This window comes from Terrabacter sp. Soil810, from assembly GCF_001429645.1.
In the GTDB taxonomy this organism is placed as follows: Bacteria; Actinomycetota; Actinomycetes; order Actinomycetales; family Dermatophilaceae; genus Terrabacter.
In genome coordinates, this window is record NZ_LMSW01000003.1 from 66,238 (window position 1) to 81,802 (window position 15,565).

Genomic DNA, 15,565 nt, shown 5'->3' on the forward strand with positions numbered 1-15,565 from the left:
ACACCCCGCGGAGCGGGGAGAGCGGGGTCAGACCCGCTTCCACGACGTCAGGTCGCGCTGCGAGGTCCACGTCTGGTTGCCGGCGACGATCCAGGCCGCACGCTCGGTGACCGACAGGCCGACGGTCCCGCGCTCGGGACTGGCGACGGGCACGCACGCGATGACCTCGGCGTTGCTGCCCTTGACCACCTTGACGAGCTGGACCCCCTTGCACGCGCCGACCATGCGGACGGCATACGTCGTCAGGCTGTCGTTGACGAGCAGGTTGCTGAGCGCGACCGCGCCCGGCGCGTCACCGGAGTCCGACCAGGTCGTCCCGCCGTCCTCGGTCACGACGACCGAGCCGTCGGCGCAGAGCGACTCGGCCTGCTCCGCAGACGTGCGCGAGAGGTCGAGGACGACCGCCTTGTCGCAGGGCGTCGCGGCCGGCTCCTTGGGGGTGAGCACCTGAGCGGGCTGGTCCAGCCGGCGCGCCCAGCCACCGACGACAACGGTCGGCGCCTGCCACGTCGCGCCCGCGTCACGGGAGGCGTACTGCTTGACGACGCAGTCCCCGCCCGCACCGATGACGAACGCGCGGGTCTCGTCCAGCGCCTGCACGCGGGCGAGGGCTCGGGCCGGTGACCGGCGCTTGGTCCAGGTCTGCCCGCCGTCGGCGGTGACCTCGACCGTCGCGCCACCGGTGTCGCAGGTGCCGGTCGTGGCGCGCCAGGCCGTCGCGGCGTCGAGCGCCGAGACGAGCCGGGTGACCGGGACGGCCTTGGCGGCCGGTGCCTGCGTCGTGCCTTGGGTCGGGCTCTTCGTCGCCGACGCGGGCGGACTCGTGGTCAGGGGGGCGGTCCGCGTCGTCGAGACCGGAGGCAGTGACTGCGAGGTGTTCTGGCCCGACCGCAGGGCGAGCGCGACCAGCGCGACGTCGACCGCGAGGAAGGCGACGAGCCCTGCCGTCGCCATTCGGTTGTTCATTGCTGCAGCTCCCCCTCGACACGCCCGATGGCCCTTCCCCCGGGGGACATGCTAGAGGCGAACCCGCCTGTCGCACGCGGCAGTCCGCGATCGAGTCAGGAGGGAGGTCAGCGAGCGGGCGGTGTGAGGGCGACGACGACGACGGGGAGCTGCGCCTCGATCTCGGTCGACATCAGGTCATAAGCCGCAGAACCGCGCCCGTATGGGTCGGGTATGTCCGAATCGGCCGCGGTCCGGGCCTGGTGGAGCCCTCGGCGACCGCGGGCGACTTCCGCCACGACCGCGGCCCACGGCGTGTCTGGATCGGAGGCGGACGGGTCGGGGGCGTCGGTGGCGCCGACGAGATCGGCGTCGCGGACGAGGTCGGCGAGCTCGCCGAGGGTGAAGGTCTTGCGCAGGGCTCGAGGATGCAGGGCGACGGCTTCGGCACGGTGCTTCTGCGTCGCCGTGATGACGATGTCGGCGGCGTCGAGCAGGGCGGGAGCGAGCTGGCGCGAGGCGAAGCCCCGGGTGTCGGCGCCCACGGCCTCGAGGGCGGCCACGGAGCCGGGCTCGATGTCGGCGCCGACGAGGGCACGGGTCCCGGCGCTCTCGACGAGCACGTCCTGGCCCTCGAGCAGCTGCCGCAGGCGCCGCTCGAGGTAGGGCGAGCGGCACACGTTGCCCGTGCAGATGACGAGGACCCGGCCCACCGACCTCACCGGCGCACCCCGGCGAGCGACGAGGTGTAGGCCAGGCACGCCTCGAGCGTCGGCAGCAGCCCGGCGTCCGCGGCCGCGGCCAGCGTCGGGGCGGCGGCGTCCTTCGGCGAGATCACCGGCTGGAACCCGTCGGGCAGGACCAGCCCCACCTCCGGGTCGAGCGGGTTGATGCCGTGCTCGATCGAGGGTGTGAACACCTCGGAGCAGAGGTAGACGGCAGTGCCGTCCTCGACGCAGGCGAGCGCGTGCCCGATGCCCTCGGCGAGGTAGACGGCCCGGCGGTCGAGGGTGTCGAGCACGACGGAGTCCCACTGCCCGAAGGTCGGGGACCCGACCCGGACGTCGACGACGAAGTCGACGAAGACACCGCCGGTCGCCGTGACGTACTTCGCCTGCGAGGGCGGCACGTCGGCGAAGTGGATCCCGCGGAGAGCTCCGGCCGACGAGACCGAGATGTTGGACTGGCGCACCTGCAGCTCGTGGCCGATGGCCTCGGCGAGGCGGTCGGCGCGGAAGCCCTCCGCGAAGACCCCGCGGTCGTCGGGGAACTGGCGGGGCGTGATCTCGAAGGCTCCGTCGATGCGGAGCGGGCGGATGTCCATCAGGTCCTCGCCTTCACGGGGTGTCCCTGCCCTCGGCGAGCAGGGCATGCAGGTAGAGACCGTAGCCGCTCTTGGCCTGGTCGTCGGCGTGCCGGCGCATGCCCTCGTCGTCGAGCCACCCGTTGCGCCAGGCGATCTCCTCGACGCAGCCGATCTTCTGACCCTGGCGTACCTCGACCACGTGGACGTACTGGCTCGCCTCGATGAGTCCCTCGAACGTGCCGGTGTCGAACCACGCCGTGCCGCGGGGCAGGACGCTGACCGACAGGGTGCCGCGACGGAGGTACTCGTCGTTGACCGCCGTGATCTCGAGCTCGCCACGGGCGCTGGGCGTCAGGTCGCGGGCGATGGCGACGACGTCGTTGTCGTAGAAGTAGAGGCCGGGCACGGCGTAGCTCGACTTCGGGTGCTCGGGCTTCTCCTCGATGGAGATGACGTGGCCCTCGGGGTCGAACTCGACGACGCCGTAGGCCGTCGGGTCGGCGACGCGGTACGCGAAGACGTGGCCGCCCTCGACGTCGGCGTGGTCGGCGAGGCGGGTGCCGAGCCCCGGGCCGAAGAAGATGTTGTCGCCGAGGACGAGCGCCACCCGGTCGTCGCCGATGAAGTCGGCACCCAGCACGAACGCCTGGGCGAGGCCCTCGGGGCGCGGCTGGACGGCATACGTGATCGACATGCCCCACTGCGAGCCGTCGCCGAGGAGGCGCTGGAACTGCTCGACGTCGACGGGGGTCGTGATGACGAGGACCTCGCGGATGCCGGCCATCATGAGGGTCGACAGGGGGTAGTAGACCATCGGCTTGTCGTAGACGGGCATGAGCTGCTTGCTGATGCCGCGCGTGATCGGGTGCAGCCGGCTGCCCGTGCCCCCCGCGAGGATGATCCCCTTCATGGTCGGCCAGCGTATGCCGTGTGCGACGGCGGCGTCGTGGGCAGGTCGTCACGCGACCGCGACGAGTCCTCACCAGATCGAGCTGGATCTGCGTCCCATGCCGCGGTAGTCCCACCCGGCGTCGGTCCACGCGCGCGGGTCGAGCACGTTGCGTCCGTCGATGATCCGCGGCGTCGCGACGAGCGACTTGGCCTGGGACGGGTCGAGCTCGACGTAGTCCTTCCACGCCGTGAGGAGCATGACGAGGTCGGCGCCGGTGAGGGCGTCCTCGACCGAGTCGACGATCTGGAGGTCGGGGCGGGCCAGGCGTACGGCGTCCGCGCCCGCCGGGTCGGTCGCGACGACGTTGGCGCCGCGCCCCCAGAGGCGGCCGGCGATGTCGAGGGCCGGCGAGTCTCGCACGTCGTCGCTGTCGGGCTTGAACGTCAGGCCGAGCACGGCGACCTTGACGCCGACGAGGCGACCGCCGGCCATCTCCGCGGCGAGGTCGACGGCGTGGTCGCGACGGCGCATGTTGATCGAGTCGACCTCGCGCAGGAAGGTCAGCGACTGGTCGACGCCGAGCTCACCGGCCCGGGCCATGAAGGCGCGGATGTCCTTGGGCAGGCACCCTCCCCCGAACCCGATGCCGGCCTGGAGGAACTTGGGCCCGATCCGGTCGTCGTGGCCGATGGCCTCGGCGAGACGTGAGACGTCGGCACCGGACGCGTCGCAGAGCTCGGCCATCGAGTTGATGAAGGAGATCTTCGTGGCGAGGAACGAGTTGGCGGCGACCTTGACGAGCTCGGCGGTCGGGTAGTTGACGAGCAGGCGCGGGATGCCCGCCTCGATGATCGGGGCGTAGACGTCGTCGACGACGGCCCGGCCGGTCTCGCCGCGCTCACGGTCGTCAGGGAGCCCGTAGACGACGCGGTCGGGGCGCTGGGTGTCCTGGACGGCATACCCCTCGCGGAGGAACTCCGGGTTCCACACCACGACGGCGTCCAGGCCCGCCTCGGCGAGGCGGTCGGCGACGGCCTGGGCCGTCCCGACGGGGACGGTGGACTTGCCGACGACGACGATCGGGCCCTCCTGCTCCGAGGACGCGTTGGCGACGATGTCCTCGACGGCGGTCCACACGTAGCTCATGTCGGCGGCGTAGCTGCCACCGCGCTGAGGGGTGCCCACGGCGATGAAGTGGACGCGCGCGTCGGCGAGGGCGCTCTTGTCGGTCGTGAAGCGCAGCGACCCGGCGGCGACGCCCTTGCGCAGGAGCGGCTCGAGGCCGGGCTCGTGGAAGGACGGCACGCCGGCGGCGAGCTTGGCCACCTTGCGCTCGTCGATGTCGACGCCGACGACGTCGTGGCCGAAGTCGGCCATGCACGCGGCGTGCACCGCTCCGAGATAACCGCATCCGATGACCGAGATCTTCACGCCGGGCAGCATATCGAGGGCAGGAGAACGTCCGGTGGCCGTGGAGCAGCCGATGCTTCGTTACCCTCGCCTCATGCGCGTCCTGGTCACCGGCGGAGCCGGGTTCATCGGCTCGAACTTCGTCCTGCGCGCCCGCGAGGTGCGGCCCGAGTGGACGCTGACCGTCATCGACTCGATGACGTATGCCGCCAACCGCCGCTCGCTCGCGCCCGTCCTCGCGGACCTCGGTGGGGACGGCTCGGTCGAGCTCGTCGAGGGCTCCGTCGCCGACGCACCCCTCGTCGACCGGCTCGTCGCCGACCACGACGTCGTCGTGCACTTCGCGGCCGAGTCGCACAACGACAACAGCCTCGACTCGCCGTGGCCCTTCGTGGAGAGCAACATCGTCGGCACCTTCACGCTCCTCGAGGCGATCCGCCGGCACGAGAAGCGGCTGCACCACATCTCGACCGACGAGGTCTACGGCGACCTCAAGCTCGACGACCACGAGCGGTTCACCGAGAAGACCCCGGTCAACCCGTCGTCCCCCTACTCCGCCACCAAGGCCGGCGCCGACCTGCTCGTCCGCGCCTGGATCCGCTCCTTCGGCATCCGCGCCACCGTCTCGAACTGCTCCAACAACTACGGCCCCCGCCAGCACGTCGAGAAGTTCATCCCGCGCCAGGTCACGAACGTCCTCGACGGCATCCGGCCCAAGGTCTACGGGTCCGGGCTCAACGTGCGCGACTGGATCCACGTCGACGACCACAACGACGCCGTCATCGCGATCCTCGAGCAGGGCCGCCTCGGCGAGACCTACCTCATCGGCGCCGACGGCGAGCGCAACAACCTCGAGATCGTCGGGATGGTCCTCGAGCTCATGGGCAAGCCGGACGACTGGTTCGAGCACGTCGACGACCGGCCGGGTCACGACCTGCGCTACGCCATCGACGCGACGAAGCTGCGCCTCGAGACCGACTGGAAGCCGCGCTACGGCGACGTGCGCGCGGGACTCGAGGCGACGATCGAGTGGTACACCGCGCACCGCGACTGGTGGGAGGCCGCCAAGGTCGAGTCCGAGCGCACCTACGCGAGGCTCGGGCGATGACCGCCTCGGTCGGCGCCGGGCGTGCGCTCGTCGCCGGGGCGGGCGGCATGCTCGGGCACGACCTCGTCCCCGCACTGCGCCGGGCCGGCTGGGTCGTGACGGCACTCGGCCGTGACGACCTCGACGTCACCGACGCCTCCCAGTGCGTGGCCGCGGTCGACGGGCACGATCTCGTCGTCAATGCCGCCGCCTACACAGCCGTCGACGCCGCCGAGACCGACGAGCCGGCTGCCTTCGCCGTCAACGCGGTCGGCGCCGCCAACGTGGCGCGGGCGTGCTCGCGAGCGGGGGCGCGCCTCGTGCACGTGTCGACCGACTACGTCTTCGACGGCACGGCCACCGAGCCGTATGCCGTCGACCACCCCGTCGCGCCGGGCTCGGCCTACGGCCGCACCAAGGCCGCGGGCGAGTGGGCGGTGCGCGCCCTGTGCCGGGAGTCGTGGGTCGTGCGCACGGCGTGGCTCTACGGGGCCGGCGGGCCCAGCTTCGTGTCCACGATGTTGCGCCTCGCCGGTGAGCGCGAGACCGTCTCGGTCGTCGACGACCAGGTGGGCCAGCCGACGTGGACGGTCGACCTCGCCGACCTCATCGTGCGTCTGGTCGCCGGCGACACGGCATACGGGATCCACCACGGCACAGCTACCGGGCAGACGACGTGGTTCGGGCTGGCGCGGGCCGTCTTCGAGCTGAGCGGGCTCGACCCCGAGCGCGTCCTCCCGACGACGACGGACGCCTTCCCGCGGCCGGCTCCCCGGCCGGCGTGGAGCGTGCTCTCGCACCACAGCCTCGAGATGGCGGGCATCGCGGCGATCGGCGACTGGCGCGAGGGCCTGAGGACGCACCTGGACGCTTGAGCGCACCAGGGGTCGAACCCCAGCACGTGCGTCGGACTGGGCCGGTCGTGCGGGAGCCGTCCGAGCACTCCTGGCCCGGGACGTCGAAGACACGACACGGCCTGGGCTCCCTGGGCACTCCGACCCGTCATCATGGGCCAGTGTCCACGCGCACCCAGACCGACGACGAGGCCGTCGGCGCGCCCCGGCGCCCCGGCCGCGTGTTGGTGGTGGCCGGCACCATCGTCCTGGCGCTCGTGCTCGCGTGGCGGCTGACGCTGGGGGCGAGCGCGGAGGACGACGGCCACGTCGTCGCGCTGGCCCTGCGCCTCTCCCGCGGGGACTCGGCCCTGGGCGACGAGATGAACCTGCAGGCGACGGGCTCGTTCCTCGCCGTGCCCTTCGTCTGGGTGTGGGACCACGTGGTCGGGACGACGGGCATCGTGCTCGCGTCCCGCGTCTGGTTCGTCGCGGTCGCCGCGGTCGTCTCAGTGGTGACGGCACGCGCGCTGCGCACGAGGTATGCCGCGGGTCCCGCCGCCGTCGCCACCGTCGCGGCGCTCCTCGGCCTGCCGTACCAGCTGCCGCTCATCAGCTACAGCTCCGTGCCGGTGCTCGCCCTCGTGCTCGCGGCGGCCGCCGGCATCGCCCTCCGGGAGACGCGATCGTCCACGTGGGCGGCCGTCCTGGGCGCGGCGACCGCCATGGGCGTCGTCTCGAGCCCTCAGCTGGCACCGGCGTTCGTCCTGGCCCTCGCCGTCGGAGTCATGCGCGTGCAGGGCACCCGTCCCAGGGTCGTGGCCCTGGCGACGAGCGGAGGCCTCGTCGCGGTGGCCGCGGCGTGGGTGCTGCTCGTGGCCGGACCCACGCCGGTCGCGGACACGGTGCGCTACCTGCTGGAGGTCCGCGGTGACGGGCTGTCGCCGCTCGGGCGGCTGAGGCGGGCGGTCGGGACGTACGAGATGGTGCGGTTCCCGCTCTACTGGCCGCTGCTCGCCTGCCTCGGGCTGACCGCGGCCGGGTGCGTCCGCCGGGAGTGGCGCGCGGTCCGGGTCGGTGCCAGCGCGGGCGGCGTCGCGTGGACCACCGCGGTGACCGTCGCGGCCGCGCTCGGTTACCTGCCGCAGCTGTGGTTCGGCAACACCGTGGCCGCCCTCGAGTCCCTCCTCGTCGTCATCCTCCTGCTGCCCGTCTTGGCCGAGCTGCACTGGTCGCGTCGCCGCGGGGACATCGGCGACCTCGTCGCGGCCGCTCTGCCCGCGCTTGTGGCCGCGACCGTCGTCGCCGCCACCACCAACTCCGGCCCGCGGTACTCCGTGCACGGCGCGGCCCTCGGCGGGCTCCTGCTCGTCCTCGTCGTCCAGTGGTCGACGGTGGCCGGTCTGCTCGTCACGGAGCCCCGGTCGCGAGCGATCCGCGCACTGGCCGCGCTCCCCGCGGTCGCGATGGCTCTCGGGCTGCTCTCCCTCCCGTTCGACGAGCCCGGCTCGCTCCGGGTGGACACCCGGATCGCGACGGGACCGTGGGCGGGGCTGGTCACCACCGCCGACCGGGCCTCCGGGATCACCGCCCTGTCGACCACGGTCGCCGACCTGACCCGGGGAGGGCGTCCCGTGCTGCTGCTCGGCGCCTCCGGCGGCTACCTGGCGGCGAACGGCCCGATGGCGACCCCGTCGGTGTGGCTCGAGGACCACGGGGCAGCCAACCGGTGGGTCCTCGACTGGTTCGCGCGGACCGGACGCACCCCGGACGTCGTGGTCGTCACGGCGGCGGCGGACGCGCGGGCCGGGGGCGCCGCCGCGTGGGCGGGACGCGACCCGCTGCGCGCGTGGCTCGCGACGGCATACCCCGTCCAGCGGGTGGTCCCGGGCGTGGGCACGGTGCTCGAGCGACGCTGACGGCGTACGCGCCGGGCGCCCGTCGCATCCCCCGCTGGGACCGGGAGGGTCCACTACGCTGCGAGCACCGGGAGCGTCCCGTGTGGTTCGGCCTCGACGTCTCTGCTGGAGGAGCCCGATGTACACCCCCAAGATGAGCTCACGCCTCGCCGTCGAGGCGCTCGGGACCTTCTGGCTCGTCTTCATCGGCTGCGGCTCTGCCATCTTCGACGCGAAGTTCGTCGCCCGGACCCTCGACGGACAGGTCATCGACTACGGCATCGGCCACCTCGGTGTCGCCATCGCCTTCGGCCTGGCCGTCACGACGATGGCGTATGCCGTGGGGCACGTCTCCGGGGCGCACTTCAACCCGGCCGTGACGATCGGCATCGCCGTCGCGAAGCGCTTCGAGTGGCGAGAGGTGCCGGCCTACGTCGGCGCCCAGCTCGTCGGCGGCCTGCTGGCCGGCGGGGCGCTCGCCGGGCTGCTGTCCTCGACGGGCCGCCCCGTCACGGGCAACCTCGCGGCCAACGGCTTCGGCGTCCACTCCCCCGGCGGGTTCGCGCTCGGCGGCGTGCTCATCGTCGAGGCCCTCGTCACCGCCTTCTTCGTCTACATCATCCTCGGCGCGACCAAGGACGGCGCCCCCAAGGGCTTCGCCCCGCTCGCGATCGGCTTCGGCCTGCTCCTCGCGCACCTCGTCGCCATCCCGATCAGCAACGCGTCGATCAACCCGGCCCGCTCGACGGCCGTCGCCTTCTTCAACGGCAACGGGGCCCCGGGGCAGCTGTGGGCCTTCTGGGTCGCGCCGATCGTGGGCGGCCTCATCGCGGGCAGCACCTTCGCCTGGATCACCGGCGAGCGCCGCGACGACATGGACATCAGCGGCTCGACCGACCTGGCCGAGAACGCCGCCGTCGACGACGAGGGCCGTCCGGTGCTCGACGTGGACTCCGATGAAGGTCAGCGCTCCATTTCCTGAATATGAAGATATGATCTTCACATGTCAGATCTGAAGGCCTCACCTTCACCCGTGGCGCTCATCGGGGACATCGTCGAGTCGCGCACGCATCGCGAGCGCCAGGCCCTGCACGACGCCTTCGAGGCTGCCGTCGCCCGGGCCAACACCGAGGTGCCGATCGAGGAGCCTGCCGTCATCACGGTCGGCGACGAGTTCCAGGGCGTCTACCCCACCCTGGGCGCGGCCCTGCGGGCCAGCTTCGTCGTCCGCACCGAGCTCTTCCCCCGGGCCGACGTCCGCTTCGGACTGGGGCGCGGGGCGGTCTCGACGCTCGACCCCGTCCGCGGCATCCACGACGGGCCCGCGTACTGGGCCGCCCGCGAGGCCATCACCCTGGCGGAGGACCGAGCGCAGCGAGCGCAGACGCGCACGTCGCGCACGGCATACCTCGCACCAGACGAGCCGCCGGCCACCGTCGCTGCGGTGCGGGCCGCGCTCGACTGTCTGGACTTCATGGTTGGCTCCATGTCGACCACCTCACGCGAGATCCTCGGAGGACTCATGCACGGCCATGCGCAGCAAGACGTCGCCGACCAGGTCGGCATCAGCCCGTCCGCCGTGTCGCAGCGCGTCCGGCGCGACGGTATCGGCGTCGCGCTCGAGGCCATGACGGCCCTGGGCGAGCTCCCGTGACGTGGCTCTCGATCGCCCTCGCCGGCATCGGCGTCGGCGACGTCGTCCGGTCGACGTCGTGGCGACCGGGCCGTGTCGTCGGGCACGTGGCCGCACCGGTCGTCATCCTCGCCCTGGCCCTGCTGGCCGGGATGCACGGCTGGGCCGACCTCGTCGCGCTCGTCCTCGCCGCAGCCGCCGGCGCCGGGTGGGCCGAGCTCTCGCGCCGCACCCAGATGACGGGCCGCACCGCGCTCGCGCCGCTCGCCGTCTTCGCCGGCATCGTCGTCGGTCTGGTCGCCGTCTCGGGAGCGGCGTCACCGGCGGGTGGAGTGCTCGCCACCTGGCTCGGCTGGGCCGACCTGCCCGGCAGCGATCCGCTGCCGGTGGGCCGGGTGCTGCTGCTCACCGGGCTCGTCCTCTTCAACATCGCGACAGCCAACGTCATCGTGCGGCTCGTGCTGCTGACCATCGGCGCCCTGCGTCCGTCGGACGTCACCGACGCCCACGCCGCTGCCGCGGCTGCCGCCTCCCTCGCGGGGCGCGCGGCTCCCCCGACCGGCGGGCAGCCCGCCGACCGGCTCAAGGGCGGCCGACTGCTCGGGCCCATGGAGCGCCTCGTCATCCTCGGCCTCGGCGTGGCCGGAGAGTTCGGCGCGGCCGGTCTCGTCATCGCCGCCAAGGGCCTCCTCCGCTTCCCCGAGATCCAGGCCGCCGCCCGCTCGGCCGGCGGCGGGGCCACGGGCCCGAACGGCTCCTACCCGGGCGGCCCCGCCGGCATCGACGACGTCACCGAGTACTTCCTCGTCGGCAGCTTCGTCAGCTGGCTCATCGCGCTCGGCTCCCTCGCCCTCACCGTCTGACACCGCGACCGAGCGCCTCGCGTGATCGTCGTCACGCCGCTCGCGTACGCGTGCGGCGGGTCGCTCGTGAGCGCGGGCGCCCGTCCGGCTGAGCACGGACGCACTGATAGCGTCGGAGCGTCCAGCGCCACACCGATGTGAAGGGCCTTCCTGTGAGCACTACCCCTGTCAAGGTCGCCGTCACCGGCGCCGCCGGCCAGATCGGCTACAGCCTCCTGTTCCGCATCGCGAGCGGTGCCCTGCTCGGGCCCGACACCCCGGTGGAGCTGCGCCTGCTCGAGATCACCCCCGCGCTCAAGGCGCTCGAGGGTGTCGTCATGGAGCTCGACGACTGCGCCTTCCCGACGCTCGCCGGCGTCCAGATCGGCGACGACGCGACGAAGGTCTTCGACGGCGTCAACCACGCCCTCCTCGTCGGCGCCCGTCCCCGCGGCCCGGGCATGGAGCGCGGTGACCTCCTCGAGGCCAACGGCGGCATCTTCGCCCCGCAGGGCAAGGCGCTCAACGAGGTCGCGGCCGACGACATCCGCATCACGGTCACCGGCAACCCGGCCAACACCAACGCCCTCATCGCGATGAGCAACGCCCCCGACATCCCCACCGAGCGCTTCTCGGCCCTGACGCGCCTCGACCACAACCGCGCGATCAGCCAGCTCGCCGCCAAGCTCGGCGTGCCGGTCACCGAGATCACGAAGATGACGATCTGGGGCAACCACTCGGCAACGCAGTACCCCGACCTCTTCCACGCCGAGGTCGGTGGCCGCAACGCCGCCCAGGCCGTCGGTGACCAGGACTGGCTGGCCGGCACCTTCATCCCGACCGTCGCCAAGCGCGGCGCGGCGATCATCGAGGCCCGCGGCGCGAGCTCGGCCGCGTCGGCCGCCTCCGCCACCATCGACCACGCCCGCACGTGGGTGCAGGGCACGCCGGACGGCGACTGGGTCTCGATGGCCGTTCGCTCCGACGGCTCCTACGGCGTGCAGGAGGGTCTCATCTCCTCCTTCCCCGTCACGGTCGAGGACGGCCGGTGGAGCATCGTCCAGGGCCTCGACATCGACGACTTCTCGCGCGGCAAGATCGACGCCTCGGTCGCCGAGCTCGCCGAGGAGCGCGACGCCGTCAAGGGTCTCGGCCTCATCTGAGCCATCCCCGACAGAGGGCGCCGTCCACCACGAGGTGGGCGGCGCCCTTCGCGTATGCCGGTGCCCGGGTCAGCGACGCCAGCCGAGCCGGGCGGCCCCAGCCTTGACCAGCTCGGTCAGCGGGGGCGTCGTGCCCTGCGGCCGCACGTGCGTGCCCCGCAGCCGCCAGTACTTCGCCTCGGCCCACTTCGTCGCCTCGCCCGGGTGCTGCACCCACAGGCGCATGAGCCCCGCGCGGTGGACAGCCTTCTGCCGCAACAGGTTCAGGCCCGACACGTCGCGGTCGTAGACGAGCTCGAGGTCGAAGCGCTCGTTGACGACGCGCGGCGAGACCCGTGCACCGACGGTCATGTTGAGCAGGTTGGTGCCGTGGATGACCTGCACCCACATGGGCGGCGCGCTCACCTCCCGCACGGGCCCCCACTGGCGCGCGCGGGCGTGCCGGGCGGCATACACGGTGCTCGGTGGTGACTCCGGCTGGCGTTGCTCGACGAGCGTCAGGAAGGGACTCGAGAGCTGGTCGTAGAGGTAGGTCGCGCCGCTCCGGTCGATCTGGATGCCACGCGGGAAGTCGACGAAGAGTCCGTGCGTGGGCGTGAACTCGCGCTGGGCGGCCGCCATGAAGCCCCGGGCGATCGCGTCGTCGCTGTCGAGTCGGGTCGTCAGCAACCAGGGGGGTGCCGACCCGGCCGGGCTGCGCTCCGCGATCGCTCTGCCGAAGATCGACGGGGTCCAGCGCTCGTGGCTCCACACCGGGGTGAAGGTGCCCTCGGCGAGGGCCTCGACGTCGGCGCGGAAGTCGTCGCTGCAGCGGTCGTCGAAGAGGACGAGCCACGTGAACTCCGCGCCCTGCTGGCCGCGCACCGACGACCAGCAAGCATCGACGAAGAAGCCGAGGCGGTAGCGCAGCCACTCCTCCTGCGCCGGGACCCCGGGCGAGAAGGCCGCGCTGAAGCGCGTCAGGAGGTAATGCTCGAACTCCTGCGGCGGGGCGCTCGGCACGGACATGCGCTCAGCGGGCGCTGCGGCCGACGGACGTGCGGTCGGGGACGTCGGCCCGGACGTTGACGGTGGCCGAGGCGATGAGCACCCCGATCCCGAGGGTCAACAGGATGACGACGTCGAGGGTGCGGGAGCGGACGTTGAGGCCGCCCGCCTTGCGCGAGGGCCTCGCCACGACCCGGATCAGGGCGCCGATGAAGAACGCCCCGGCCATGATGCGCCCGCCCCAGCGGACGTCGAGGAAGGCCATGACGAGGACCCCGACGGCGGCCAGGCCTGCGACGAGGTACCACCAGCTGAGGACGACGAAGCCGCTACCCCGCCACTGCATCAGGGCCGCTCAGGCGCCGGACGCGACCGAGGACTCGGCCGCCTCCACGATGTTGGTGAGCAGCAGGGCCCGGGTCATGGGGCCGACGCCACCCGGGTTGGGGCTGACCCAGCCGGCGACCTCGGCGACGTCGAGCGCGACGTCGCCGGCGATCTTGCCGCCGACGCGGCTGACACCGACGTCGAGCACCGCGGCGCCGGGCTTGACCATGGCCTTGGTGACGATGCCCGGCACGCCGGCCGCGGCGATGACGATGTCGGCCTGGCGCACCTCGGCGGCGAGGTCCTTCGTGCCGGTGTGGCAGAGCGTCACGGTGGCGTTCTCGCTCTTGCGGGTGAGGATCAGTCCGAGCGGGCGTCCCACGGTGAGGCCGCGGCCGATGATGACGACCTTGGCACCGGCGATCGGCACGTCGTGGCGCCGGAGCAGCTCGATGCAGCCCATCGGCGTGCACGGGAGCGGGGCCGGCTTGCCGAGGGCGAGCCAGCCGAGGTTCATCGGGTGCAGTCCGTCGACGTCCTTGGTGGGGTCGACGCGCGAGAGCAGCGCCATCTCGTCGAGGCCGGTCGGCTGCTGGACGAGGAAGCCGGTGCAGCTGGGGTCGGCGTTGAGCTCGTCGATGACGGCCTCGACCTCGGCCTGGGTCGCGGTGGCCGGCAGGTCGCGGCGCAGGCTCGTGATGCCGATCTCGGCGCAGTCCTTGTGCTTGGCGTTGACGTACCAGTGGCTCCCCGGGTCGTCGCCGACGAGGACGGTGCCGAGTCCGGGCACGACCCCCTGCTCGCGGAGGCGAGCGACCCGCTGGGTCAGCTCGACCTTGATCGCCTTGAGGGTGGCCTTGCCGTCGAGGATCTGTGCCGTCACGGTGGACATCCTGCCACCCCGACCCGCGGGTCGGTCACGTCAGGTCGGCAAGGGCGACGCCCGGGTCGGCCAGGCGGTCGCGGTCGACGACCGTGCGGTCGCGCACGAGGCGCTGGACGTCGTCGATGGTGTCCCAGACGTTGACGTGCATGCCCGCGAGCACGCGCACGCCGTCGCCCTCGGGCACGACCCAGAAGGCCATGAACTCGTTGCTCGACGGCTCGCCGCGCAGGAGCACCTCGGCGTCGGACCCACGGGGGACGTAGCCGGCGTACTCGAGTCCGATGTCGTACTGGTCGGAGAAGAAGAACGGGATGGGGTCGTAGGTGACGTCCTGGCCGGCCATCGACCGGCCGGCCGCGAGGCCGCCGTCGAGGGCGTTGGCCCAGTGCTCGACCCGGACGAAGGCATCGAGCGCCGTCGAGCGCCAGCTGGCGACGTCGCCGGCCGCCCAGACGCCCTCCGCCGACGTGCGGAGGGCCTCGTCGGTCGTGATGCCGTTGGCGGTGTCGATGCCGGCGCCCTCGGCGAGACCGGTGTTCGGGGTGATGCCGACCCCGACGACGACGGCGTCGGCGGGCACCGTGTCACCGGACTTCGTGACGACGCCGGTCACCGAGGTCTCGCCCTCGATGCGCTCGACGCCTTCGCCGAACCGGAACTCGACCCCGTGGCCCCGGTGCAGCTGCGCGAACCAGCCACCGACCTGCTCGCCCATGACGCCGAGGAGTGGCGCGGCCTGCGGCTCGATGACGGTGACCGTGCAGCCCGCCTCGCGCGCTGCTGCGGCGACCTCGAGGCCGATCCACCCGGCACCGACGATGACGATGTGCGCCCCGTCGGTGAGGCGGGCCTTGAGCGCCTCCGACTCCTGCATCTCGCGGAGGTAGAGCACGCCGTCGAGGTCCGCACCCGGCGCGTCGAGGGCGCGCGCCGAGGAGCCGGTCGCGATGAGGAGGCGCTCGTAGGAGAGCCGGTCGCCGTCGGCGAGGGTCAGGGCATGCTGCTCGGCGTCGAGCGACGTGGCCGGGTTGCCGAGGCGCAGCTCGACGCCCTGCTCGGTGTACCAGTCGCGGTCGTGCGTGAACGCCGTGTCCATCTCGTCCTCGCCCTTGAGCACGGCCTTCGACAGCGGCGGTCGCTCGTAGGGCAACCGGTCCTCCTCCGTCACGAGGACGATCGCCCCGTCGGTGTCGCTCTCGCGGATGCCCTCGATCGCCTTCGCCGCGGCGAGCCCGCCACCGACGATGACGTATGCCGTGCGCCCCTGCTGTCCGGTCGTGTCAGTGGTCATGACCACACCCTCACACGCGAGTCCGTGCCCGTCGAGACCCGTGGCGTTCCCCACTCGAGTGAGCG

16 protein-coding genes are annotated in these 15,565 nt (G+C 72.5%); 7 read left to right on the forward strand and 9 right to left on the reverse strand.

Features of this window, described 5'->3' with window-relative positions:
• Positions 1-27: 27 nt before the first annotated feature.
• The 5 genes from ASG96_RS04330 to ASG96_RS04350 form a co-directional block, all read right to left on the reverse strand.
• Positions 28-966, reverse strand: coding sequence for a hypothetical protein (locus ASG96_RS04330; protein WP_157610646.1), 939 nt, complete (start codon positions 964-966; stop codon positions 28-30).
• A 107-nt stretch (positions 967-1,073) separates the two neighbouring features.
• On the reverse strand, positions 1,074-1,706 hold the full coding sequence (locus tag ASG96_RS04335; protein ID WP_082591623.1) for a hypothetical protein: 633 nt from the start codon (positions 1,704-1,706) through the stop codon (positions 1,074-1,076).
• Positions 1,664-2,269, reverse strand: coding sequence for a dTDP-4-dehydrorhamnose 3,5-epimerase family protein (locus ASG96_RS04340; protein ID WP_057586881.1), 606 nt, complete (start codon positions 2,267-2,269; stop codon positions 1,664-1,666). Before ASG96_RS04340 ends, ASG96_RS04335 begins: the two co-directional genes overlap by 43 nt.
• A 13-nt stretch (positions 2,270-2,282) precedes the next feature.
• On the reverse strand, positions 2,283-3,161 hold the full coding sequence (gene rfbA, locus ASG96_RS04345; RefSeq protein WP_056760937.1) for a glucose-1-phosphate thymidylyltransferase RfbA: 879 nt from the start codon (positions 3,159-3,161) through the stop codon (positions 2,283-2,285).
• 69 nt (positions 3,162-3,230) lie between these two features.
• The gene (locus ASG96_RS04350; RefSeq protein ID WP_057587051.1) at positions 3,231-4,574 is read right to left on the reverse strand and encodes a UDP-glucose/GDP-mannose dehydrogenase family protein; all 1,344 of its coding nucleotides are present in this window, start codon (positions 4,572-4,574) and stop codon (positions 3,231-3,233) included.
• A gap of 73 nt (positions 4,575-4,647) precedes the next feature.
• On the opposite strand from ASG96_RS04350, the gene rfbB reads away from it, so the two are divergent.
• The 7 genes from rfbB (at position 4,648) to ASG96_RS04385 (ending at position 12,009) form a co-directional block, all read left to right on the forward strand.
• Positions 4,648-5,661: a dTDP-glucose 4,6-dehydratase gene (rfbB, locus tag ASG96_RS04355; protein ID WP_057587053.1), complete on the forward strand. Its 1,014-nt coding sequence runs from the start codon at positions 4,648-4,650 to the stop codon at positions 5,659-5,661.
• The gene (gene rfbD / locus ASG96_RS04360; RefSeq protein WP_057586883.1) at positions 5,658-6,515 is read left to right on the forward strand and encodes a dTDP-4-dehydrorhamnose reductase; all 858 of its coding nucleotides are present in this window, start codon (positions 5,658-5,660) and stop codon (positions 6,513-6,515) included. The genes rfbB and rfbD overlap by 4 nt, the downstream gene beginning before the upstream one ends.
• A 140-nt stretch (positions 6,516-6,655) precedes the next feature.
• Entirely contained in the window at positions 6,656-8,392 is a 1,737-nt protein-coding gene (locus tag ASG96_RS04365; RefSeq protein WP_057586885.1) for a hypothetical protein, read from the forward strand.
• 118 nt (positions 8,393-8,510) lie between these two features.
• Positions 8,511-9,353 carry an aquaporin Z gene (gene aqpZ, locus ASG96_RS04370; protein ID WP_057586887.1) on the forward strand — a complete coding sequence of 281 codons (843 nt, stop codon included), beginning with the start codon at positions 8,511-8,513 and terminating at the stop codon, positions 9,351-9,353.
• A gap of 21 nt (positions 9,354-9,374) precedes the next feature.
• Complete coding sequence (locus ASG96_RS04375; RefSeq protein WP_235509062.1) at positions 9,375-10,025, forward strand: SatD family protein; 651 nt, start codon at positions 9,375-9,377, stop codon at positions 10,023-10,025.
• A complete protein-coding gene (locus tag ASG96_RS04380) occupies positions 10,022-10,867 on the forward strand; it encodes a hypothetical protein (protein ID WP_057586892.1) in 846 nt (281 codons plus the stop codon). Before ASG96_RS04375 ends, ASG96_RS04380 begins: the two co-directional genes overlap by 4 nt.
• Before the next feature lie 152 nt (positions 10,868-11,019).
• Positions 11,020-12,009, forward strand: coding sequence for a malate dehydrogenase (locus ASG96_RS04385; protein WP_057586894.1), 990 nt, complete (start codon positions 11,020-11,022; stop codon positions 12,007-12,009).
• 69 nt (positions 12,010-12,078) lie between these two features.
• Here ASG96_RS04385 and ASG96_RS04390 read toward each other — a convergent pair whose 3' ends face one another.
• From ASG96_RS04390 to ASG96_RS04405, 4 genes are read right to left on the reverse strand one after another with little or no spacing between them, the layout of a single operon-like run.
• Positions 12,079-13,017 carry a glycosyltransferase gene (locus ASG96_RS04390; RefSeq protein ID WP_057586896.1) on the reverse strand — a complete coding sequence of 313 codons (939 nt, stop codon included), beginning with the start codon at positions 13,015-13,017 and terminating at the stop codon, positions 12,079-12,081.
• Between the two features lie 4 nt (positions 13,018-13,021).
• Complete coding sequence (locus ASG96_RS04395; protein ID WP_056760912.1) at positions 13,022-13,342, reverse strand: DUF3017 domain-containing protein; 321 nt, start codon at positions 13,340-13,342, stop codon at positions 13,022-13,024.
• A 9-nt stretch (positions 13,343-13,351) separates the two neighbouring features.
• The gene (locus tag ASG96_RS04400) at positions 13,352-14,206 is read right to left on the reverse strand and encodes a bifunctional methylenetetrahydrofolate dehydrogenase/methenyltetrahydrofolate cyclohydrolase (protein ID WP_057587055.1); all 855 of its coding nucleotides are present in this window, start codon (positions 14,204-14,206) and stop codon (positions 13,352-13,354) included.
• A 34-nt stretch (positions 14,207-14,240) separates the two neighbouring features.
• Positions 14,241-15,500 carry an NAD(P)/FAD-dependent oxidoreductase gene (locus ASG96_RS04405; RefSeq protein WP_056761182.1) on the reverse strand — a complete coding sequence of 420 codons (1,260 nt, stop codon included), beginning with the start codon at positions 15,498-15,500 and terminating at the stop codon, positions 14,241-14,243.
• Between the last annotated feature and the right edge of the window lie 65 nt (positions 15,501-15,565).